At 72.7% G+C, this 21,241-nt stretch carries 18 protein-coding genes and 1 pseudogene; 7 read left to right on the top strand and 12 right to left on the bottom strand.

The features are described from left to right. Positions 1-388 precede the first annotated feature (388 nt). The gene (locus ACIY1X_RS11225; RefSeq protein WP_399680580.1) at positions 389-1,417 is read left to right on the top strand and encodes an SDR family oxidoreductase; all 1,029 of its coding nucleotides are present in this window, start codon (positions 389-391) and stop codon (positions 1,415-1,417) included. A 179-nt stretch (positions 1,418-1,596) separates the two neighbouring features. Beyond that, the gene (locus ACIY1X_RS11220) at positions 1,597-2,250 is read left to right on the top strand and encodes an FABP family protein (RefSeq protein WP_399680578.1); all 654 of its coding nucleotides are present in this window, start codon (positions 1,597-1,599) and stop codon (positions 2,248-2,250) included. A 53-nt stretch (positions 2,251-2,303) separates the two neighbouring features. Here ACIY1X_RS11220 and ACIY1X_RS11215 read toward each other — a convergent pair whose 3' ends face one another. Further along, on the bottom strand, positions 2,304-2,957 hold the full coding sequence (locus ACIY1X_RS11215; RefSeq protein WP_399680577.1) for an NAD(P)-dependent oxidoreductase: 654 nt from the start codon (positions 2,955-2,957) through the stop codon (positions 2,304-2,306). A 105-nt stretch (positions 2,958-3,062) separates the two neighbouring features. Here ACIY1X_RS11215 and ACIY1X_RS11210 point away from each other — a divergent pair, with 105 nt between their 5' ends. After that, positions 3,063-3,968, top strand: a complete 906-nt coding sequence (locus ACIY1X_RS11210; protein ID WP_399680575.1) for a LysR family transcriptional regulator — start codon at positions 3,063-3,065, stop codon at positions 3,966-3,968. Positions 3,969-4,041: 73 nt separating this feature from the next. Here ACIY1X_RS11210 and ACIY1X_RS11205 read toward each other — a convergent pair whose 3' ends face one another. From ACIY1X_RS11205 to ACIY1X_RS11185, 5 genes are all read right to left on the bottom strand, one after another. Beyond that, positions 4,042-5,271, bottom strand: coding sequence for a phospholipase A (locus ACIY1X_RS11205; RefSeq protein ID WP_399680574.1), 1,230 nt, complete (start codon positions 5,269-5,271; stop codon positions 4,042-4,044). Continuing rightward, positions 5,202-5,684: a hypothetical protein gene (locus tag ACIY1X_RS11200; protein WP_399680572.1), complete on the bottom strand. Its 483-nt coding sequence runs from the start codon at positions 5,682-5,684 to the stop codon at positions 5,202-5,204. The genes ACIY1X_RS11205 and ACIY1X_RS11200 overlap by 70 nt, the downstream gene beginning before the upstream one ends. 8 nt (positions 5,685-5,692) lie before the next feature. Further along, the gene (locus ACIY1X_RS11195) at positions 5,693-7,765 is read right to left on the bottom strand and encodes an ATP-dependent helicase (protein WP_399680570.1); all 2,073 of its coding nucleotides are present in this window, start codon (positions 7,763-7,765) and stop codon (positions 5,693-5,695) included. Between the two features lie 66 nt (positions 7,766-7,831). Next, on the bottom strand, positions 7,832-8,194 hold the full coding sequence (locus ACIY1X_RS11190; RefSeq protein WP_399680568.1) for a DUF86 domain-containing protein: 363 nt from the start codon (positions 8,192-8,194) through the stop codon (positions 7,832-7,834). Next, the gene (locus tag ACIY1X_RS11185; protein WP_399680567.1) at positions 8,191-8,481 is read right to left on the bottom strand and encodes a nucleotidyltransferase family protein; all 291 of its coding nucleotides are present in this window, start codon (positions 8,479-8,481) and stop codon (positions 8,191-8,193) included. Before ACIY1X_RS11185 ends, ACIY1X_RS11190 begins: the two co-directional genes overlap by 4 nt. An 81-nt stretch (positions 8,482-8,562) precedes the next feature. Here ACIY1X_RS11185 and ACIY1X_RS11180 point away from each other — a divergent pair, with 81 nt between their 5' ends. The 3 genes from ACIY1X_RS11180 (at position 8,563) to ACIY1X_RS11170 (ending at position 11,122) form a co-directional block, all read left to right on the top strand. Further along, the gene (locus ACIY1X_RS11180; protein WP_399680565.1) at positions 8,563-9,543 is read left to right on the top strand and encodes an AEC family transporter; all 981 of its coding nucleotides are present in this window, start codon (positions 8,563-8,565) and stop codon (positions 9,541-9,543) included. A gap of 106 nt (positions 9,544-9,649) precedes the next feature. Beyond that, positions 9,650-10,867 (top strand): protein kinase, encoded by a 1,218-nt coding sequence (locus ACIY1X_RS11175; protein ID WP_399680563.1) that lies wholly within the window; start codon positions 9,650-9,652, stop codon positions 10,865-10,867. A gap of 105 nt (positions 10,868-10,972) precedes the next feature. Next, on the top strand, positions 10,973-11,122 hold the full coding sequence (locus ACIY1X_RS11170; RefSeq protein WP_157008095.1) for a hypothetical protein: 150 nt from the start codon (positions 10,973-10,975) through the stop codon (positions 11,120-11,122). 5 nt (positions 11,123-11,127) lie between these two features. Here ACIY1X_RS11170 and ACIY1X_RS11165 read toward each other — a convergent pair whose 3' ends face one another. Then, positions 11,128-13,284: a primosomal protein N' gene (locus ACIY1X_RS11165; RefSeq protein WP_399680562.1), complete on the bottom strand. Its 2,157-nt coding sequence runs from the start codon at positions 13,282-13,284 to the stop codon at positions 11,128-11,130. A 102-nt stretch (positions 13,285-13,386) separates the two neighbouring features. On the opposite strand from ACIY1X_RS11165, the gene ACIY1X_RS11160 reads away from it, so the two are divergent. Next, positions 13,387-13,665: a hypothetical protein gene (locus ACIY1X_RS11160; RefSeq protein WP_399680561.1), complete on the top strand. Its 279-nt coding sequence runs from the start codon at positions 13,387-13,389 to the stop codon at positions 13,663-13,665. Here the strand turns inward: ACIY1X_RS11160 and hemE are convergent. The 5 genes and pseudogenes from hemE to ACIY1X_RS11135 all read right to left on the bottom strand — a co-directional run. Next, positions 13,626-14,747: a uroporphyrinogen decarboxylase gene (hemE, locus tag ACIY1X_RS11155; RefSeq protein WP_399680560.1), complete on the bottom strand. Its 1,122-nt coding sequence runs from the start codon at positions 14,745-14,747 to the stop codon at positions 13,626-13,628. The genes ACIY1X_RS11160 and hemE overlap by 40 nt on opposite strands. 45 nt (positions 14,748-14,792) lie before the next feature. Continuing rightward, complete coding sequence (locus tag ACIY1X_RS11150; RefSeq protein ID WP_399680558.1) at positions 14,793-18,020, bottom strand: bifunctional cytochrome P450/NADPH--P450 reductase; 3,228 nt, start codon at positions 18,018-18,020, stop codon at positions 14,793-14,795. Positions 18,021-18,077: 57 nt separating this feature from the next. After that, positions 18,078-18,680 carry a thioredoxin family protein gene (locus ACIY1X_RS11145; protein ID WP_399680583.1) on the bottom strand — a complete coding sequence of 201 codons (603 nt, stop codon included), beginning with the start codon at positions 18,678-18,680 and terminating at the stop codon, positions 18,078-18,080. Between the two features lie 221 nt (positions 18,681-18,901). Beyond that, a complete protein-coding gene (locus ACIY1X_RS11140; protein ID WP_399680582.1) occupies positions 18,902-21,049 on the bottom strand; it encodes a protein-disulfide reductase DsbD family protein in 2,148 nt (715 codons plus the stop codon). A gap of 94 nt (positions 21,050-21,143) precedes the next feature. Continuing rightward, positions 21,144-21,241: pseudogene (locus ACIY1X_RS11135) on the bottom strand (alanyl-tRNA editing protein); the annotation flags it as partial.

Raw genomic sequence — 21,241 nt, 5'->3', positions numbered from 1 at the left:
TGGGCCCGCCGGCGGCGAACGGCACCACGAAGGTGATGGGCTTGCCGTCGGGGAAATCGGCCGCGTGGGCCCCCGCGGCCGCTACGGCGATCGCTGCCAGGGCGAACAGTTTCTTCATGGCTTCTCCGTGATGTGTGCGAGTCAAAAAGGCCGCGATCTTATCGGCGCATGCCGCGCGGGCGAATCCCGAATTGCCCTGAGCGGAAGGTGGGCGCGGGCCGGCGCGGACCGTGGCCTGGCGCACTGTCCGGGCCGGCCGCGCGGCCTCGGACGACAGCGGCCGCTCACGTCCGCGCCCAGCATGGAGGCCAGGGCCTCGCCGCGGCGAGGCATCGCTCTTGATCCAGCGCAAAAGACGGACGCAGAGAAGACGAAAGGAAGCAGGGCCATGGCCAGCAGCAAGGCATCGCGCAAGACATCCTCCACCCGCTCGCCGGCCGCAGCCGGCGGCACGCGCGCCCTGGTCGCGCGCCAGCGCGCCATCCAGCGCAGCCAGGCCGCGCGCGACTGCGCCGCGCCGGCGAAGAAGACGAAGGCGCACCGGCCGGTGCAGGCCGGCGCGCGCCGCCAGCCCGAGCGGCAGGCGGGCGAACAGCTCGCCAAGCCGGGCCGCGAGCAGGACCTGAAGCTCAGGCCGCGCTTCACCGCGCCCGGCTACGTGGGCAGCGGCAAGCTCGCCGGCATGGCCGCCATCGTGACCGGCGGCGACTCAGGCATCGGCCGCGCGGTGGCGGTGCTGTTCGCGCGCGAGGGCGCGGACGTGGCCATCGTGTACCTGAGCGAGACGGCGGACGCCGAGGAGACCCGCGCGCACGTGGAGGCCGAGGGCCGGCGCTGCGTGCTGATCCGCGGCGACGTGCGGCGCACGGCCTTCTGCGAGAAGGCCGTCGCACGCACGCTCAAGGCCTTCGGCCGGCTCGACGTGCTGGTCAACAACGCGGCCTTCCAGATGCATGCCGACCGGCTGGAGGACCTCAGCGACGAGCGCATCGACCTGACCCTGCAGACCAACATCGGCGGCTACATGCGCATGGCGCGTGCGGCGCTGCCGCACCTGGGCGAGGGCGCCTCGATCATCAACAACGGCTCGCGCACCGGCCTGAGCGGCAGCGCCAAGCTGCTCGACTACTCGGCCACCAAGGGCGCGATCCATGCCTTCACCAAGGCGCTGGCGCAGAACGTGATCGGGCGCGGCATCCGCGTCAACGCCGTGGCACCGGGCCCGGTGTGGACGCCGCTGAACCCGGCCGACAAGCCGGCCGCCGAGGTGCGCCGCTTCGGCCGGGAGACGGCCTTCGGCCGCCCCGCGCAGCCGGAGGAGCTGGCGCCGGCCTTCGTGTTCCTGGCGGCGCCGGTGTGCGCCAGCTACATCACGGGCATCGTGCTGCCGGTGACGGGGGACGTCGGAGCGATATAGGCCCGCCCCCAGCCTGCGCGGACTTCGTTCCGCTTCGGCAACCCCCTCGCGGGGGCACACCCTGCGGCCCGGCAAAGCCGGTTCCGCGGGTGTTCGCGCATGGCCTGCTCCGCGGCCTTCAGAGCAGCAGCTCGGGTGATCGGCGCTACAGTTCCCTGCCGATCTCCACCCACGACACCATGAACGCTCCCACGCGCGACATCTACACCGAACCTTCCGACGTCGACTTCGACACGCTGCGCAACCTCGGTCCGCTGACCCGCATGGCGGGCGTGTGGGAGGGCACGCGCGGGCTGGACGTCAAGCCGAAGGCCGAGGGGCCGAAGAAGCAGGCCTTCGTGGAGCGCATCTCGCTGCAGCCCATCGACCCCGTGACCAACGGTCCGCAACTGCTGTACGGCCTGCGCTACCACACGCACATCACCAAGCCGGGGCTGGCGAAGACCTACCACGAGCAGGTGGGCTTCTGGCTGTGGGAGCCGGCCACCTCGACGGTGATGCACACGCTGACCATCCCGCGCGGGCAGACCGCGATGGCCGGCGGCACCGTCGCGCCCGACGCCGCGCATTTCGAGCTGACGGCCACGCAGGGCCTGGAGACCTGGGGCATCTGCTCGTCGCCCTTCCTGAACGAGGCTTTCCGCACCACTGCCTTCCGCATCGCCGTCACGTACAACGACGACGGCACCTGGGGCTACGAGGAAGACACCGTGCTGCAGATCCTCGGCCAGGCCGAGCCCTTCCACCACACCGACCGCAACCTGCTGCGCAAGGTGGAGGAGCCGACGCCGAACCCGCTGGTGCGGCCCCAGGCCACCCCGGCCGCGGCGTAGGGCTTGTTGACGCTCTGGAAGGCGACCCCTTCCAGAGCGTCAACAGGCCCTAGTCAGGACCAGGCGACGAAGCGCCTGCGGATGTGCTTCGGCTGCTCCAGCTCGTCGACGATGGCGGCGGCCAGGTCGGCGCTGCTGATGCCGGCGGGGATCCCGGCCTTCATCGGCACCTCGTCGCCGCCGGTCCGGTAGTGGCCGGTGCGCTCGCCCGGCGCGAGCAGCGGCGGCGGCGAGACGAAGGTCCAGTCCAGTGCCGTCTCGTCCTGCATGCGGGCCAGTTCGTCGCGCGCGGCCCGGGCGCCGGGCACCACGTTGGCCGGCACCTGGCCGGCGAACTCGGGCGTGTCCACCAGCTGCACGCCCGGCGCCACGTACAGGCTGCCGGCGCCGCCGACCACCAGCAGGCGCTTCACGCCGGCCTGCTTCACGCCGTCGGCGATGGCCTTGGAGCCGGCCATGAACAGCTCGTACAGCTTCGGCTCGGTCCAGCCCGGGTTGTAGGCGCTGACGACCGCGTCCACGCCGGCCACGGCGCGGGCGACCTGGGCGCTGTCCAGCACGTCGGCCTGCACCACCTCCAGGCCGGGGCGGGCCTCCAGCTTGGCCGGCGTGCGCGCCAGGGCGCGGACGGTGTGGCCGCGCGACAGCAGTTCGTTCAGGAGGGCCGAGCCGACGAAGCCGGTGGCGCCGATGAGGGCGACGTTCATGAGGGATGTCCTTGAGAGATCGAAAGCGATGAGGCGAGTCTCCCAGCTTCACGATCACGGCAGAAGTCCGAGAATCGAGACAACTTCGTTTAGCTGGACTTCACAATGGACGACTTCCGCCGCCTCGCCCTCTTCGCCGAGGTGGTGCGCTGCGGCTCCTTCAGCGCGGCCGCGCGGCACCTGCGCGTCAGCACCTCGGCGGTGAGCCAGCAGGTGCGTGCGCTGGAGCAGGCGCACGGCGTCACGCTGCTGCACCGCACGACGCGCAAGCTGGCGCTCACCGAGGCCGGCGCGCGCTTCGCCGAGCACTGCCGGCGCATGGTGGAGGCCGCGGCCCAGGCCCGCGCGCAGCTCGACCTGGCGCGCGATGCGCCCGAGGGCGAGCTGCGCGTGGCCGCGCCGGTGGGCTTCGCGCGCCACCTCGGCCCGGCGCTGGCGCCGCTTTTGGCCCAGCATCCGGCGCTGGAGCTGCGCCTGCTGGTCGACGACGCCATGATCGACCTGGTCGACGCCCGCATCGACCTGGCGCTGCGCGTCGGCCGCCTGGCCGATTCGAGCTGGGTGGCGCAGCCCCTGTGCCGCTTCGAGATGCTGCTGTGCGCGGCGCCGGCCTACCTGGCGCATGCCGGCGAACCGCGCACGCCGCAGGAGCTGGTGGCGCACCAGTGGGTGGCCTCGCCGCGCGAAGGCCGCCTGCTGCGGCTGGACCTGCTGGGCGCCGACGGCGCACGGCAGGCGGTGGAGGCGCCGGCGCGCGTCACCAGCAACAACCAGCTCACGCTGCAGCAGATGTGCGCGGCCGGCCTCGGCCTGGCGCGGCTGGTGCATGCCGACGTGGACGACGAACTGCGTGCGAGCCGGCTGGTGCCGGTGCTGCCCGGCTGGCGGCCGGCCGCGATGCCGGTGCATGCGGTCACGCCGCAGCGCGACGGCCGGCCGGCGAAGGTGCGGCATGCCATCGCGGCGATCGAGCGTCACCTGCGCGGCGTGCCGGGCGTGCAGACAGGTTGAAGAACGGCCCCCCGGTCAACCCTTCGCGCCTGCCCGATCGCCCGACGGGGTGCTTTTTCGTCCGGGGGGCGGCTTACCAGTCCACCAGGCTCAGGCCGAAGCTGAACACGGTGCGCTTGCGGTTGTAGTCCACCAGCGTGTCGCCGTAGCCGTGGTAGAGCTGGGTGTGCCAGCGCAGGTTGCTGGTGGCCGGGTCGCCGAGGGCGCGCATCCACTCCAGCCGCACGCCGCCGCGGCCGCTGCCGCCGATGGCGCCGCGCACCGTCATTGCCAGCGTGTTCTCCCGGTTCACGTACCAGCTGCCGGTGATCTCGCTGTGGCCCAGGTACCGGGTGATGTCCGGGTTGTCGTCGTCGGACGCGCCCTCGTGGATGCGCTTCCACACGCGGCCGGTGATGGCGAAGCGGTTGTCCAGCTCCACGCCGCCCATGAGGAACACGCGGTTCCAGCTGCGCGACAGCGGCAGGCTCTGGCCGTTGGACTGGTGCACGATGCCCACGCCGGCATAGCGCCAGCGCCAGCCCCAGGGCAGCTTCGCGTCGACCGGGTAGACGTACATCAGCTCCGGCTCGTGGTCGGTCGTGCGGAAGGGCCGCGAGATGTCGGCGCTGAACAGCTGCCAGGTGGACTGCTGCGAGTACGCGAACCACAGCGAGTCCTTCTTGACCGGATTGCCCTGGGTGAGCAGTCCCTGGGCGAGCTTGGTGCGCACCGACAGGCCGATGCGCATCTCCTGCGCCTTGTAGTTCACCGGCGAGGCTGTGTGGCCGGGCGAGGGCGAGGTGGGCGCCTCGGGCGCGTGGCTGGCGGTCGAGACGGACACGTTCAGCGGCCGGTAGCCGCGGAAGGTGAAGGTGCCGCAGTCGGTGCCTTCCTCCAGCTCCCAGAAGCGCGAGAGCGTGGAGTACTGCCGGTCGCGGCAGCCCTCGCCGCCGACGGCGATCACCCGCGTGGCGGGCACGCTGGCGTCCACCGGCTGGTCGGCCGCGGGCGCGCCGGGCGGCTGCGCGCTGGCCAGCGCGGGCGGTGCCGGCGGCAGGGCCGCTGCGGGCTGCGCCTGCTGCTGCGCCCAGCGGTCGAAGCAAGCCAGGCGGGCGTCCTTGTCGTCGGCCAGGCGGGCGCACTGCTGCCAGGTGAGCTGCGCATCGGCCAGCGGGCTGGCGGGCGTGCCGTCGGGCCGGACCTGCGCCGCCGCCAGGCCGGGCAGCGCGCAGGAGCAGGCCAGGGCCAGCGTCAGGGGGAGGGCGGGGAGGCCCGGGTCAGCACGAAGGTGAGCGTGCGGTCGTCGGCTGCGTTTCGCCATGTTCCTTTGAACTCCTTGCCGCACGAGGCGGGAACCAGCTCGGCCGTCCAGACGGCGCTGATGCTGCGGCCGTCGCGCGATTCGTCGAGCGCGAGGATGCCGTCGTCGGTCACGTCGCCGGCGAGCTGGGATGTCTGTGGGGAGGATGAGCCGCCGCGCGTCACGCTGCCGCGCACGCTGCCGGCGTATTCGGGGTGGGCATGCAGCGCCACGGAGGCGGCATCCGCCGCGCCGTCGAAGCGCGCCAGCCAGCGCCCGTAGAGTGCCTCGACCGGCAGCGCCCGCGCGTCGGCCGGGCAACCCGGCGGCGCGTCGGACGAGGCCGCGTCTTTCCCCGCCGGCGCCGCGCAGGCGGCCAGCAGCAGGGCGCACAGGGCGGCGGCGAACCAGCGGGACAGGCGGCGCACACGCATGCTCCGCCTCACCCGGCCGCGTTGGCCGCGGCCTGCTGCTGCGCCTTGCGCGCGAACTCGGCGCGCAGCGCCTTGAGCTTCTCGCGCGGGTCTTCCTTCGCGGTGGTCTTGTCCAGCGCCATCTCGGCGATGAAGCGGCTGGGCAGCGCCTGCACCATCTCGCGGCCCTTCTTGCGGCGCTTGAGCCAGCTCACCGCCAGCGTGCGCTGCGCGCGGGTGATGCCCACGTACATCAGGCGGCGCTCTTCCTGCAGGCGCTCGGCGATGCTTTCGCTCACCTTCTCCTGGCGGCCCTCGTCGTCGTCCAGCTTGAAGGGCAGCAGGCCCTCGTTCACGCCGACCAGCATCACGTGCGGCCACTCCAGGCCCTTGGCAGCGTGCAGGGTGGACAGGGTGAGCACGTTCTGGTCCTGTTCGCGCTCGCTGATGGTGGAGAGCAGCGAGATGGTCTGTGCCACCTCGAGCAGGCTCTTGGGCTCCTCGGCCTGCGCGTTGGCGCCGCTGGCGTCGGCGATCTGGCCGCCGCAGCGCTGGGCCATCCAGTCGCAGAACTCCATCACGTTGGTCCAGCGCGCGGCCGCGGCCTGCTCGCTGTCCTCGCCGTCGTAGAGGTGCTTCTCGTACTCGATTTCCTTGAGCCAGGTGTTCAGGAAGGCGCGCGCGTCCTCGGCGCCCTTGGTGTGGCGGGCGCGGTATTCGAGGTCGTTGATGTAGCGGCCGAACTCGTGCAGGCCCTCGATGCCGCGCTTGGGCACGGCGCTGGGCAGCGAGGGCGAGAACAGCGCCTCGAACAGGCTGATCTTGTACTGGCTGGCGAACACGCCCAGTTGCGCCAGCGTGGTGTGGCCGATGCCGCGCTTGGGCGTGGTCACGGCGCGCAGGAAGGCCGGGTCGTCGTCGTTGTTGACCCACAGGCGGAACCAGCCGCACAGGTCGCGGATCTCGGCGCGGTCGAAGAAGCTCTGCCCGCCCGAGACCTTGTAGGGGATGTTGGCGCGGCGCAGCGCCTGCTCGAACACGCGCGCCTGGTGGTTGGCGCGGTAGAGGATGGCGAAGTCGCGCCACTCCTTGTGCGCCGAGGCCTCGCGCAGGCCCTGGATGCGTGCGACGGCGCGCTCGGCCTCGTGCTGCTCGTTGTCGCAGTCGACCACGCGCACCGGCTCGCCCTCGCCCAGATCGGAGAACAGCGTCTTCGGGAACAGCTTGGGATTGGGCCCGATCACGTTGTTGGCCGCGCGCAGGATGGCGCTGGTGGAGCGGTAGTTCTGCTCCAGCTTGATGACCTTGAGCTCGGGGAAGTCGACCGGCAGCTTCTTCAGGTTGTCCAGCGTGGCGCCGCGCCAGCCGTAGATGGACTGGTCGTCGTCGCCCACCGCGGTGAAGCGGCCGCGCTCCCCGGTCAGCAGCTTGAGCACCTCGTACTGCGTGGCGTTGGTGTCCTGGTACTCGTCCACCAGGATGTGGCCGAGCTGGCGCTGCCACTTCTCGCGCACCGCGTCGTGCTTGCGCAGCAGCTGCAGCGGCAGGCCGATCAGGTCGTCGAAATCCACGCTCTGGTAGGCCGCGAGGCGTTCCTCGTAGCGCGCCATGATCTTCGCGGTGATGCGCTCGTTGTCGTCGGCCGCCTGGGCCTCCGCCGCCGCCGCGTTCAGGCCCATGTTCTTCCACTTGCTGATGGTCCACTGCCAGAGGCGGGCGGTGGCCGCGTCGGTGGTGCCGCCGGCGTCCTTCAGGATCTTCAGCACGTCGTCGCTGTCGAGGATGCTGAACTGCGGCTTGAGCCCCAGCACCGCGCCGTCCTCGCGCATCATGCGCACGCCCAGGGCGTGGAAGGTGCACACCACCACGCCCTTCGCGGGCTTGCCGATCAGGCCCTTGGCCCGCTCGCGCATCTCCGCCGCCGCCTTGTTGGTGAAGGTGATGGCGGCGATGCGCTTCGGGTCCAGCCCGGCCTGGATCAGCCGCGCGATCTTGTGCGTGATGACGCGCGTCTTGCCCGAGCCCGCGCCGGCGAGCACGAGGCAGGGGCCGTGCAGGTAGTTCACGGCTTCCTGCTGGGCGAGGTTGAGGCCGGCGGACATGCGAACGAAAAAAGGAAAGGGATTCTCGACAAGGAAAAGGGCTGCGCAGGCACGCCCTTGGCGGGATCAGCCCGCGAGTGCGCGGGCGGCGGCTTTCACGTGCTGGTGCAAGTCCGGCAGGTCGCTGCGGATCGTCCTCCAGACGATCTCGAAGTCCACCTTGAAGTAGCCGTGGGCGACGGCGTTGCGCATCTGGTAGGCGAACGAAAGCGGCAACTCGGGATGCGCCGCCGCGAACTCGGGGTGGTGTTTCTGTATGTTGTTGCTGGCCTCGCCGATGATTTCCAGGTTCCGGATCACGGCGTCCTGGACCAAGGGGTCGTTCAGGAACGCGGCTTCATCCATGTTCCCGGTGTAGCGGCCGATGCGCTCGATGGCTTCGGTGATGTGGGCGAGATAGTCGGCAAGGCGCTGCTGGCTGCCGGTCATACGGGGCGGGCCTCCGCGAGCACCCTGTCCCGGAACGTGTCGGGCAGGGCGTTGGGCGTCAGCACGTCCACCGGCACGCCCAGCAGCTCGGCCAGCTCGTGGCGGATCGCGCCGATGTCGAGCAGCGTCGTCTCGGGTGTCGGGTCGATGAGGATGTCCAGGTCGCTGCTGTCCGTGTCGTGGCCGCGCAGCACCGAGCCGAACACCCGCGCGTTGCGGGCGCGATGCGACTCCACCACGCGTCGGATCGTGGCGCGGTGCGAGGCCAGGGCTTCGGAGGGTTTCATGCGTTTCCGGACGGGGGCTGAGTCGGGCAATGATACGGGCCGCCCTCGTCCGCTCGTCCGGCTGCATGACAATGCGCCGCCGTGCTGGCCGTCTTTCTCGTCACCTTCCCCTTCTTCGCCCTGATCGCGGCCGGCTACGCGGCGGCGCGCTCGCGCCTGCTGCCGCTGGAGGCCATCCCGGGCCTCAATGCCTTCGTGCTGTTCTTCGCGCTGCCGTGCATGCTCTACCAGTTCGGGGCGCGCACGCCGATCGCGCAGCTGCTCGACGCCAGCGTGGCACTGGTGTGGGGCGCGGCGGCGCTGCTGGTGGTGGCCGTCACGGTGCGCCTGACGCGGCGCGGGCGCATCGGCTGGAACGACGCGGCCTTCGGCGCGCTGGTGGCGGCCTTCCCCAACACCGGCTTCATGGGCGTGCCGCTGTTGGCGGCGCTGCTGGGCGCGGCGGCGACGGGGCCGGTGATCATCTCGATCGTGTTCGACATGGTCGTGACCTCCTCGCTGTGCATCGCACTGTCGCGGCTGGACGCGACGGGCCACGCCGGCGGCGCCGCGTTCTGGCAGGCGGCGCGCAAGGCGCTGCGCGGCATCGTGCTGAACCCGATGCCCTGGTCGATCCTGCTGGGCGCGGCGGCCTCGGCCGCGCAGTGGCGGCTGCCGGGGCCGGCCGACCGCACCGTCTCCATGCTGGCCGACGCCGCCTCGCCGGCGGCCCTGTTCACCATCGGCGCCGTGCTGGCGCGCGGGGCGCTGCTGGCGCGGGCGCAAGGGGCCTCCTCGCGACGCGGCGCCGTGGCGGACGTGCTGCCGGTGGTGCTGGTCAAGCTGGTGGCGCACCCGCTGCTGGTGGCCGGGCTGGGCGCCGCCGCGCGCGCCGCGGGGTTGCCGCTGTCGCAGGGCGCGCTCGTCACGCTGGTGCTGGTGGCGGCCCTGCCCAGCGCCAGCAACGTCTCGATGCTGGCCGAGCGCTTCGGCGCCGACAACGCGCGCATCGCCCGCATCATCCTGTGGACGACCGTGGCGGCCTTCTTCAGCTTTCCGCTGGCGGTCGGCTGGCTGCGCTGAGCCTAGGTGCCGCCATGCAGGCGTGCGCTCACGCTTCTTACATAAATGAATTCTTTTGTATTCATTGACTGGTACATTCGCCCCGCAACTCAGGGAGAACCCAGTCATGAATGCGCTGCAACAGGGCGGCGGCGCGGCAGCGCCCGCGCCTGCCGCCGCTGATCCGCCGTCTGCCCACCTGCTCCCCGCCGGCGAACCGGCGGGCGATTTCCGCCTCCTCGGCCTGATCGGCGAGGGCGCCTCCGGCATCGTCTACCGCGCCGACCAGCCGCCCAGCCGGCGCGAGTGCGCCGTCAGGGAATACCTGCCGGTGCCGCTGGCCTCGCGCGTGGCGGGCACCGAGCGGGTGCAGCCCCGCTCCGGCGCGCACGCGGCGGCCTTCGATGCCGGGCGCCTTCACTTCCTCGACGGCGCGCGGGTGCTGATGCGCCTGAACCACCCGGCGCTGGCCAAGGTGCTGGCGCGCTGGGAGGCCAACGGCACCGCCTACCAGGCCATGCCCGTGTACGAGGGGCCGACGCTGGCGCAGGCGCTGGCCCGCCGCGGCGGCCCGTCGGACGAGCAGGAACTCCTCGGCTGGCTGCTGCCGCTGCTCGACGCGCTGCGGCTGCTCCACGCGCAGCCCTGCCTGCATCGCGGCATCACGCCCTGGAACATCGTGCTGGCCGAGCGCGGGCCGGTGCTGCTGGACCTGGGCGGGCCCGGCGATGCGCCCCCCGTTTCGGCTGCTGCCCGCCGCTATGCCGCACCCGAGGTGGACGGTGCCCGGATGCAGGAGCAGGGGCCGTGGAGCGACCTCTATGCGCTGGCTGCGGTGGCCTGCGAAGCCCTCACGGGCCATCCGCCGCCGCCGGCCGCCAAGCGGATGGTGGACGACCGCCTGCAGCCGCTGTCGCGGCTGGCCGGCCCGGCCTGTGGCGCGCCGCTGCTGGCGACGCTGGACGCCGCCCTGGCGCTGCGGCCGGAAGACCGGCCGCGCAGCGCCGCCGACTTCCTGCAGCGCCTGCAGGGCGGCGGCCCCGCATCGCAGTCGCCAGCCTCGCCGCGGGAGGCGCTCCGCATCGCGCCGGCCGCCGTCGCGCACGCGCAGCCGGCCGTGCCGTCGCCGTCTGCGGCCGGCAGGCGCGACCGTGGCGTCGTCCTGGTGGCCCTGGTCGCCGCGCTCGCCGGCGCCGCCCTGCTGTGGCTGTGGCCGGCCGACCGGGAGACCGCGCCGCCGCCGGCCCCGCACAAGTCGGCGCCGATGGCCGCGGCGCGGTCGGGCGATGACCTCACGCTTCTGGGCCCTGTCTCGTCGGGGGCAGGACGTCGTGTCGGCATGTAGGTAAAAATGCTGACCCTCCGGCACGGATTTGGCCCGCACAGTGGGCGTCTGTGACCGGGCCGGCCGGTGCACGGGAGGCGGGCGGCGAGATCAGGAGGGCTTGTCATGGGAACACTGATGCTTTGGTGGGGCGTGCTGCTCGCGGTGCTGGCGATCGGCGGCTGGGCGGCGCTGCAGCGGCTGCGCGGCCGGCGCCGCCGCCACGGGCCGCTGCGCTACGTGCAGATGAGCAAGCGCCCGCTCGAAACGGGCTGATCGGATCAGATGCTCTGCGGGTCCACGTCGACCAGCCAGCGGATGATGCCCTTGCCTTCGGGCGTGCGCCGCAGGGCGTGCAGCAGCGGCTGCCAGCCGGCCAGCAGGCGCTGCAGGGCGGCGCGCGAGTCGCTTTCGACCAGCATCTGGGCGCGCTCGACGTTGGCCACGCGCTGCACCGCCAGCGGCACCGGCGGGTAGCGCATCACCCGCGCGGCCTCGGGCAGCGACTCGGCCGCGCTGCTGGCGGCCTGCAGGAAGGCCTGCGCCGCCTCCTGCGTGCGCGCATCGGCCCGCAGCAGGGCCTGGAAGCTGAAGGGCGGCATGCCGGCCGCCTGCCGCTCGGCGAGCTGCCGCGCGGCGAAGGCCGGGTAGTCGTGCCGGCGCAGCGCGTCGAACAGCGGGTGCTGCGGGTGGTGCGTCTGGATCCACATCTCGGCCGTGCTGCCCTGCGCCGCCAGCCAGGCGCCGTCGCGGCCGGCGCGGCCGGCGGACTGCATCAGCAGCGAGAACAGGCGCTCCGGCGCGCGGAAGTCGCTGGAGAACAGGGCCGAATCGGGGTTCGCGGCCGCCACCAGCGTGATGCGCCGGAAGTCATGCCCCTTGGCGATCATCTGCGTGCCCACCAGCACGTCCACGTCGCCGGCGTGGACCTCGGCGAGCTGGCGCTCCAGCGCGCCCTCGTGGCGGGTGCTGTCGGCGTCGATGCGGGCCACGCGCACCGGCGTGCCGTCGGGGCGCGCCACGCCGGCGAAGAGGTCCGCCAGGTGCTCCTCCAGCCGCTCGGTGCCGCGGCCGACCGGCGCGATGTCCGGGTTGCCGCAGGCCGGGCAGGCGCGCGGCACCCGCTCGGTGAAGCCGCAGTGGTGGCAGCGCAGGGTGCGGTCGATCTTGTGGAAGACGCGGAAGGCGCTGCAGTGCGGGCATTCGCTCTTCCAGCCGCAGTCGGCGCAGGCCAGCACCGGCGCGTAGCCGCGGCGATTGAGGAAGACCATGCTCTGCTCGCCGCGCGCCACGCGCTCGCCGATGGCCTCCAGGAGCGGCGGCGAGAGCACCGTGCCGCCGGGCTGGCGCGTCATGTCCACCAGCCGCACCCGGGGCAGCGCCCCTTCGCCGATGCGCGAGGGCATGGCCAGGCGCCGGTAGCGGCCGCCCGGGTCCTCGCCTTCCGGCGGGCGGCTGCCGTGCCAGCTTTCGAGCGAGGGGGTGGCCGAGCCGAGCAGCACCTTGGCGCCCTCCCGCCGGCCGCGCCACACGGCCAGATCGCGCGCCGAGTAGCGCGCGCCCTCCTGCTGCTTGTAGCTGGGGTCGTGCTCCTCGTCGACCACGATCAGCGCCAGCCGCGGCAGCGCGGCGAACACCGCCATGCGCGTACCCAGCACGATGCGCGCGCGCCCCAGGTGCGCCGCCAGCCAGGCCGCCAGCCGCTGCGGCGGCGTCATGCCGCTGTGCATGGCGACCACCGCGTCCTCGCCGTACAGCGGCGCGAAGCGGGCCCGGAAGCGCGCCTCCAGCTGGGGCGTGAGGTTGATCTCCGGCACCATGACCAGCGCCTGGGCCGCGCCGTCGGCGGCCAGGGCGTCGGCCACGGCGCGCAGGTAGACCTCGGTCTTGCCGCTGCCGGTGCTGCCGAAGAGCAGGAAGGGGCCGGCCTCCTGCGCCACGGCCGCCAGCACGGCCGCCTGCTCGGCGCTGGGTTCGGGCGGAAGGTCCGTGGCGGCGCCCGGCGCGGCGGCGGGCCGGGCCGCCTGCCGCTTCAGGCGCCGGGCGAGCTGGGTGGCGTCCAGGTCGCGCAACTGCGGCGGCAGGGCGGCCAGCGCCACCTCGCCGCGCGAGCGCTGGTAGTAGCGCGCGGTGAAGTCGACCAGGTCGCGCCAGGCGGCCGGCAGGGGCGGCAGGCCGTCGAGCACGGCCGCGACGGGCCGCAGGGCGGGAAGGAGGGCGCCGCCGTCCGGCGCCTCGGGCGCGGCCTCTGTGGGCTCCCACACCACGCCCAGCACCTCGCGCCGTCCCAGCGGCACCCGCACCAGCGTGCCGGGCGGCAGGGTCGCCGGCGCCAGGTAGCTCAGCAGGTCGCCCAGGGCGGCGTGCGCCGGGGTGTGGACCGCCACCTGCACCACCGCGCCCGCCGTCGCCGCGGGGCCTTCGGATGTGCCGCTCATTTCTACATTCCGTCTCAGCAAGCGGCCTTAAGTCGTTGATTCCACGGCGCTTTGCGCTTCATCCAAAGAAGATGTGGATAACTTTGTTGATAGAGCGGCCCCATGCGCCCCGAAGGCGCATGGATCAAGGCTTCCGCCGTTTTGCACGCAAAAAGGGCAAAGATGGAAAGTTCTTTGAAATCAAGCACTTGTGATCGCTATCGCTTTGGTAGCGGCGGCATTCTGCGAAGCGGAATTTTTGCGCGCCGCAGCAGTACTGGTGTGCATAAGTCAGCCGCTCCTCACGTTTTCGGTCTTGACAAATCGCGACGCCGCAAAACCGAATTTACAAACGATCACAATCAGCGGCCGGCCTGCGTGGCGCGCAGTGCGCGTGAGTGAGCGTGCACTGCGCCGACCAGCGCCGCCACGTGTTCCGGCGGCGTGAACTGGCTGATGCCGTGCCCCAGGTTGAAGATGTGCGCGGGGCCCGGCGACGCGGCGTCGGTGTGCGGGGCGCCGAAGCTGTCGAGCACCTTCCGGGCCTCGGTTTCGATGCGTTCGGGGGGCGCGAAGAGCACGTTCGGGTCCAAGTTGCCCTGTAGCGCCTTGGCCCGCGGGCCGTGCTCGCCCACCTGCGCACGGGCGGCGCCCAGGTTCACCGTCCAGTCCAGGCCCAGCACCTCGCAGTCCAGCGCGCCCATCTCCGCCAGCCACAGGCCGCCGCCCTTGGTGAAGACGATGCGCGGCACGTCCTGCCCGTCGGGGCCATGGCGCTTGAGCTGCGCCAGCACGCGCGCCGTGTAGGCCAGGCTGAAGTCCTGGAAGGCCCCGTCGGCCAGCACGCCGCCCCAGCTGTCGAAGACCATCACCGCCTGCGCGCCGGCGTCGATCTGGGCGTTGAGGTACGCCGCCACCGCGTCGGCATTGACCGCCAGGATGCGGTGCATCAGGTCGGGCCGACCGTAGAGCATGGACTTGACCAGCCGGTAGTCGCTGGATCCTGCCCCCTCGACCATGTAGCAGGCCAGCGTCCAGGGGCTGCCCGAGAAGCCGATCAGCGGCACCCGGCCGTCCAGCGCGCGGCGGATGGAGGCGACGGCGTCGAACACGTAGCGCAGCCGCTCCAGGTCGGGCACGGCCAGCGCGGCCACGGCGGCCTCGTCCCGCACGGGCCGGGCGAAGCGCGGGCCCTCGCCGGCCTCGAAGGACAGGCCCAGCCCCATCGCGTCGGGCACGGTGAGGATGTCGGAGAACAGGATCGCCGCGTCCAGCGGGAAGCGCTCCAGCGGCTGCAGCGTGACCTCGGTGGCGAAGTCCACGTTCGTCGCCAGCCCCATGAAGCTGCCGGCCTTCGCCCGCGTCGCCACGTACTCGGGCAGGTAGCGCCCGGCCTGGCGCATCAGCCAGACCGGCGTGTGGTCGGTGGCCTGGCGCCGGCAGGCGCGCAGGAAGGTGTCGTTCTTCAGCGGGGCGAAAGGCATCGGCGGATTGTCGCCCCGATGCCTGCGCCGGCCGGGGGGCCGCTGCTAGGCGAACACGTCGGACACGTAGCGCCCGCTCTCGCGCTCGATCTTCTCGACCCAGGCCTCGGCCGCCTCGGGCGTGGCGCCCACGGCTTCCTGGTAGATGCGCACGAAGGTCTCGCGCACGGCGGGCGCCATGTGGCGGCCGTCGCCGCAGACATACACGTGCGCGCCCCTGCGGAACAGCTCGGACACGTCGGCGCGGTCCTGCCAGAGCCGGTGCTGCACGAAGCTGACGTCGCCCTCCGGCGCCTTGAAGAAGGCCGGCCGCACACTGACCACGCCGGCGGCCTCCCAGGCAGCCAGCTCGTCCTTGTAGAGGAAGTCGACGTCGGGGTGGTCGCAGCCGAAGAACAGCAGCGAGCGCGCCACGCTGCGGCCGCTTTGCGCCTGCATGGCGCGCTCCTGCAGGAAGCCGCGGAAGGGCGCCAGGCCGGTGCCGGCGCAGACCATGATCATCGGCACCTCGGGCGAGGCGGGCGGGTGGAAGTTGTCGTTGGACGAGCGCACCGCCACCACCACGCGCGTGCCCGGTGCGCAGTTGGCGAGGTAGGTGGAGGCCATGCCCTGGTAGCGCCCGCGGCCCGACAGCGCGGGCGCGTCCACCACCGCCACGGTGAGCGTGCAGCGCTCGGGGTTCCACAGCGGCGAGGAGGAGATCGAGTACTGGCGCGCCCGCGCCGGCGGCAGCATCTCCAGGAAGGCGGCCAGCCCCAGGCCGCAGGCGGGGTAGCGCTCCAGCAGTTCGAGCACGCTGACGCGCTTGGCCAGCACGTCGCGCTGGTAGGCGCCTTCCTCGGCCAGGGCGCGCAGCTCGGCCTGCTGCGGGCCCTCGGTGGCGTCGGCCAGGGTGGCCACCTGGCCGCGGGTGGCGGGCTGGGCCAGTTCGACGTAGTGGAACAGCACCTCGCTGGCGTTGACGGGGTGGTCCACCGGCAGCGAGGTGAGGCTGCTGTCGGGCTTGCGGATGATGATCTGGCTGTCGGAGGCCAGGTCGAAGCGCTTGAGCGCGCGCATCACCACGCCGATGGGGTTGTGCGGCAGCACCGAGAGGTAGTCGCCCGCGCGGTAGCCCATGCCCTCGGGCAGCGCGATCTCGATGTGGCGCTTGGAGCGGCCCAGGGGCGAGTTCATGTCGACCAGCTCGCGGTTCTCCTTGACCTCGCCGTGCTGCAGGTCGCCCAGGCGCAGCAGGGCGGCGCGGCCGTCCTTGATGCGCTCGACCTGCAGCTGTGCGCCGCCGGGCGCGGCCTGCACCTGTTTGCCCAGGGCCTGGCCGAAGTCGGCCCACAGGCCCGCATACCACTCGTCGAAGGCGCCGAAGAAGTCGCCGCCGGCGTCGGTCTCGCCGCGCGTGCGCAGCCGGGTGGCGCCGGCGGCGGCCAGCGCGGCGTCGAAGCGCTGCGGCACCGCCTGGTAGGTGCGGGCCCATTGGCGGTTGCCGCAGCCGAACACGGCGTAGCGCACGCCCTTCAGCGCATCGGGCGCCAGGGCGTCCAGCCAGGCGGCGAACTGGCGGGCGTTGTCCGGCGGCTGGCCCTCGTAGGAGGCGGTGACGACCACCACCGCGCCCTCGGTGGGCAGGCTGCCGGCGTGGTCGTCCAGCGCCGCCGCCTGCGCCGCGTAGCCCTGCGCGGCGGCGTCGCTGGCGATGCGCTCGGCGAATGCCTCGCAGGAGCCGGTGTTGGAGCCATACAGCACCAGGAGCGGCGTGGCCTGCTGGCCCGGCGCCAGGGCCGGCGCGGCGGGCGCCGGCGCGGGGGCGGCGGCCTTCTGCGGCGCCAGCACGCCGCGCGGCTTGAAGGAGGCGGTGCCGCGGCGCTTGACGCGGATGCGCAGGCCCGAGGGCTTGAGCGTCAGCGTCTCGGCCACCTTGAGCTGGTAGGAGGGGTCGTCCTCGATCAGGTCGAAGCGCTGCAGGATCATCGCCACCAGCAGGATCGCCTCCTGCATCGCGAAGGGCCGGCCGATGCAGGCGCGCTGGCCGTTGCCGAAGGGCTTCCAGGCGTTGGGCGGCAGCGCGGCCATGGCCTCGGGCTCGAAGCGCTCGGGGCGGAAGGCCTCGACGTCCTCGCCCCAGACGCTGGTGTCGCGGTGCAGCATGGGCGTGAGCACCATCACGGTGTCGCGCTTGGTGAGGGGGTATTTGCCGCCGAGCACCACGTCCTGCAGCGGCTTGAGCGCGAAGGCCGGCGCCGTCGGCCAGATGCGCAGCGTCTCCATCAGCACCTGCTCGATGTACTTCAGCCGGCCGATGTGCTCCACGCGCGGCATCTCGTCGCCCAGCACCGCGTCGGCCTCGGCACGGGCCTTGGCCAGCACCTGCGGGTTCTTCAGCAGGAAGTAGGTGGCGAAGGACAGCATGCCGCTGGTCGTCTCGTGGCCGGCGATCAGGAAGGTGAGCATCTGGTAGCGGATGTTCTCGTCCGACAGGCCCTCGCCGGTGACCGGGTCGCGCCCCTGCAGCATGATGCCCAGCAGGTCCTTCTTGTTCGCCGCGTCGGGGTCGCGCCGGCGCTCGGCGATCAGCTCGTCGGCCACCTGGCGCATCAGCGCCAGGTCGTCCTCATAGGCGCGGCGCTTGCGCAGCAGCAGCTTGCTGGCGATCTCGGGGCGCCGCGTGCGCGCGCCGGCCTCGGCCAGCGCGTCGACCATGGCGCCGACGAAGGGGTGCATCTCCGTCTGGTAGAAGCTGTTGAAGCGGTAGTCGAAGGCGCACAGCGCGATGGTGTCGAGGGTCATGCGCGTCATGTCCTCGGTCACCTCGATCACGTTGGCGGGGCCGAAGCGCTCCCAGCGCACCAGCATCTGGTCGGCGATGTCGAGCATGCGGTCGAACATGCCGCGGATGCCGATCGGGCCGAAGGCCGGCATCAGCAGGCGGTGGGCCACGGCCCAGTTCGGCTCGTCCGTCCTGGCGGTGAACAGGCCGTCGCCGGCGAAGTCGCGGATGTTCTTCAGCGCGCCCGAGATGCGCTTGTCGAAGCGCTTCTCGTCGCAGACCTCGTTGACCAGCGCCTGCGAGCTGATGACGATCAGCGGGTGGCCGAAGAAGTCGAGCTGGTAGATCGGGCCGTAGGTCTGCGCCAGGCGCATGAAGCCCTGGATCGGCACCTCGCCGTCGATGGCGCGCAGGTTGCCGATGAAGGGGTCGGCCTTGGGCTGGGGGATGGTGTCGGTGTGCGCCATGCTCGCGGGGAAGGAAGAGACGATGGCGGCATCGTCACCCATTCCCCGCCCCGTCCGGGCGCGTGCTAACCCTGCCCCGCGGGCAGGCCGCCGCGCGGATCAGGTCTTGTACTTGATCGAGCAGCCGTAGGCGCGCGTGCTCGCGGCCGAGATCGGCTTGCCGCCGAAGGCCTCGGCCAGCGCCTGGTTCACGTAGTTGGTGGCGGTCTTGATGTCGTCCACGCGCGCCGAGGGGATGCTGTCGATGCCGCCGGCATACACCAGCACGCCCTTGGGATCGATGATGTACAGGTGCGGCGTGGTGCGCGCGCCGTAGGCCTGGCCGATGATGCCGTCCTCGTCCATCAGCACGTGGGTGGCGGCGGCGGACTGCTCCTGCATCCAGGCGGCCAGCCGCTCGGGCGGCAGGTAGTCGCCGGCGGCGCGCTCGGTGGAGTTGATGGCCAGCCACACGACGCCCTTGGCGGTGGCGGCCTTCTGCGTGGCCGGCATGTTGCCGCTGCCGTAGTGCTTGCGCACGAACGGGCAGCCGGGGTTGGTCCACTCCAGCACGACGTACTTGCCGGCGAAGTCGGACAGCTTGTGGCGCTGGCCGGCGGTGTCGACGGCGACGAAGTCCGGCGCCGGCTGGCCCACGGCCGGCGCGGCATGCGCGGGCGCATCGAGCAGCAGGGTGGCGCCCAGGGCCATGGCGGCGGCCATCACGGCCCGGCGCGAGGCGCGGTCCAGTGCGGCACGGGCGGCCTGGACCTTGCGCACGGCGCGCTGCGAACGGGTGCCGGCGGCGGCGGACGGCGCGGTGTCGTTCTGCATGGTGCGAAGTTCTCCTTTCAGGCGATGAATCTTCATTGACGGTCGCAGCTTAGACCGGCTTTTTCACGTACGTGCGACAACCTGTTCTGCAGCAGGGGCATCACGATTCCTCACAGATTCGCCAGGGCCCGGCGTACCTCGTCTGCGGAAAGGATCTCGCTCATCACCACCGGCGGGCGGCCCGGCGCCTGCAGCACGTAGACCGGCACGCCGCTGCGCCCCAGCGCCGCCAGCGCGGCGGTGATGGCCGGGTCGCGCCGCGTCCAGTCGGCGCGCAGCAGCGCCACGTTGCGCTGCGCGAAGTCGCCGAGCACGCCGGCGTCGGCCAGGGTGGTCTTCTTGTTGTACTGGCAGGTGATGCACCAGGCGGCGGTGAAGTCCACGAACACCGGCCGCCCCTCGGCCTGCAGCCGGGCGGCACGCTCGGCGGACCAGGGCTCCCAGGCCGTGGCGGCGGACGACAGCGTGGCCGCCGGCGCCTCGCGCACGACGTTCGGCCCCAGCCCCAGCGCCAGCGCCGCGAAGGCGGCTGCGAGCACGGCGCCGAAGCCCCAGCGCGCGCGGCCGCGCAGCGTCAGCGCCCACACCACCGCGCTGCCGGCCACCAGCAGCGCCAGCAGGGCGGCGGCGCCGTCGATGCCGCTTTGCTGCCCCAGCACCCACACCAGCCAGGCCACCGTGGCGAACATCGGGAAGGCGAGGAAGCGGCGCAGCGTCTCCATCCACGGCCCGGGCTTCGGCAGCCGGCGCGCCACGGCGGGCACGAAGCCGGCCAGCAGGTAGGGCAGCGCCAGGCCGAAGCCCAGCACCGCGAACAGCAGCAGCGCTTGCGCGGCCGGCAGGCCGATCGCCAGCCCCAGCGAGGCGCCCATGAACGGGGCGGTGCACGGCGAGGCCACCAGCACCGCCAGCACGCCGGAGAGGAAGTCGTTGGCCACCGGGTGCTTCAACTGCGCCGAGGCGGCAGAGGCGGGCGCCAGCATGCGCAGCTCGAACAGGCCCGCCAGATTCAGGCCGATCAGCGTGAACAGCGCGGCCAGCGCCGCCACCACCGCCGGCGACTGCAGCTGGAAGCCCCAGCCCAGTTGCGCGCCGGCCGCGCGCAGCGCCAGCATCGCGCCGCCCAGGGCCAGCAGCGAGAGCACCACGCCGGCCGTGTAGGCCAGCGCGGCCAGGCGGTGGCCGCGCCGGTCGCCCGCCGCGCGGGTGAAGCCCAGCACCTTGATCGCCAGCACCGGGAAGACGCAGGGCATCAGGTTCAGCAGCAGGCCGCCGAGCAGGGCGCCCAGCAGCGCCGCGGCGAAGGTGGCACCCGGCGCCGCGGCCACGGGGGCGGGCGCCGCCGCGGCGTTCTGCGCCAGCGCGGCCTGCAGCGCGGGCGACACCGCGGCGGGCGCGGCCAGGGCGGGCCAGGCGCCGCTCACCGGCGCCTCGACGCGCCAGGCGACCGGCTGGCCCGCCGCGGCGGCGCTCGCGCGGTCGGCGCCGTCCAGCGCCAGCACCCAGGCCATTGCGGCCGGGCTGGCGCCGCGCTGCTCGGCCACCGGCAGGGTGGCTGTCCAGGCGGCGCCGTCCCAGGCGCCGGTCCAGTCCCTGCCGGCGATGGCGCCGTTGCGGATCACCTCGCCCTCCTCGGGATAGGCGTCCAGCGTCTTGCCGCGGGCACCGTCGGGCAGGCCTTCGACGTGCAGCTTCAGCGCGGCGCCGCCGTCGGCGATCTCGATGCGCGTGCGGGCCTGCGGCAGCGCGGCGGGGCGGGCCGCCAGCGCGGCGTCGAACTCGCCGCCGTGCGAAGCGGTGGAACCCTGCGCCGGCAGTTGCAGCGAGAACTCGCCTTCTTCCGGGATGCACTCCTTGCGGCACACCAGCCAGGAGGCCGAGAGCTTCACCGGCACGGCCGCCGGCCCGGCGGAGAAGTCCGCCGCCACCGTCATCGGCACCGGCAGCAGCACCGTGTCCTCGTAGCCGTAGTTGGCCAGGTTGCCGATCGGGATCTTGCGCGGCGTCGGCCAGTCCACGTCGCCGGCGGCCAGGCCCGGCGGCAGCGTCCAGCGCAGCTCGGTCGGCAGGCCGGAGTCGCCGGCGTTCTTCCAGTAGGTGTGCCACTCGGGCTGGTGGGTGATCTTCAGGCCCAGCCAGACGGTGGCGCCGGGCGCCACGCCCTGCGGCGCATGGGCCAGCAGCTCGGCGCGCACGTGCGGCGTCTGCACCACCGGGCCGGCCGGCGCCTTGGCGGAGAACTGTGCGCCGGCGCCCATCGGCAGGGCGCAGGCGGCGATCAGGAGGGGGGCGAGCAGGCGGCGCAGCACGGCGGGTCGGAGCCAGGCGGAGGGCAAAGGTTCCGGCGCGGCGTCAGGCCCAGCCCAGCACCACGCGGCGGGTATTGGCGCTCTTCTTTTCGATCTTGGTCACCACCACCGCGCCGATCTCGCGCGTGTTGGCGACGTGCG

Source organism: Xenophilus sp. (genome assembly GCF_044462705.1).
In the GTDB taxonomy this organism is placed as follows: Bacteria; Pseudomonadota; Gammaproteobacteria; order Burkholderiales; family Burkholderiaceae_C; genus Xenophilus; species Xenophilus azovorans.
This window is presented reverse-complemented; position numbering and strand designations above follow the sequence as displayed.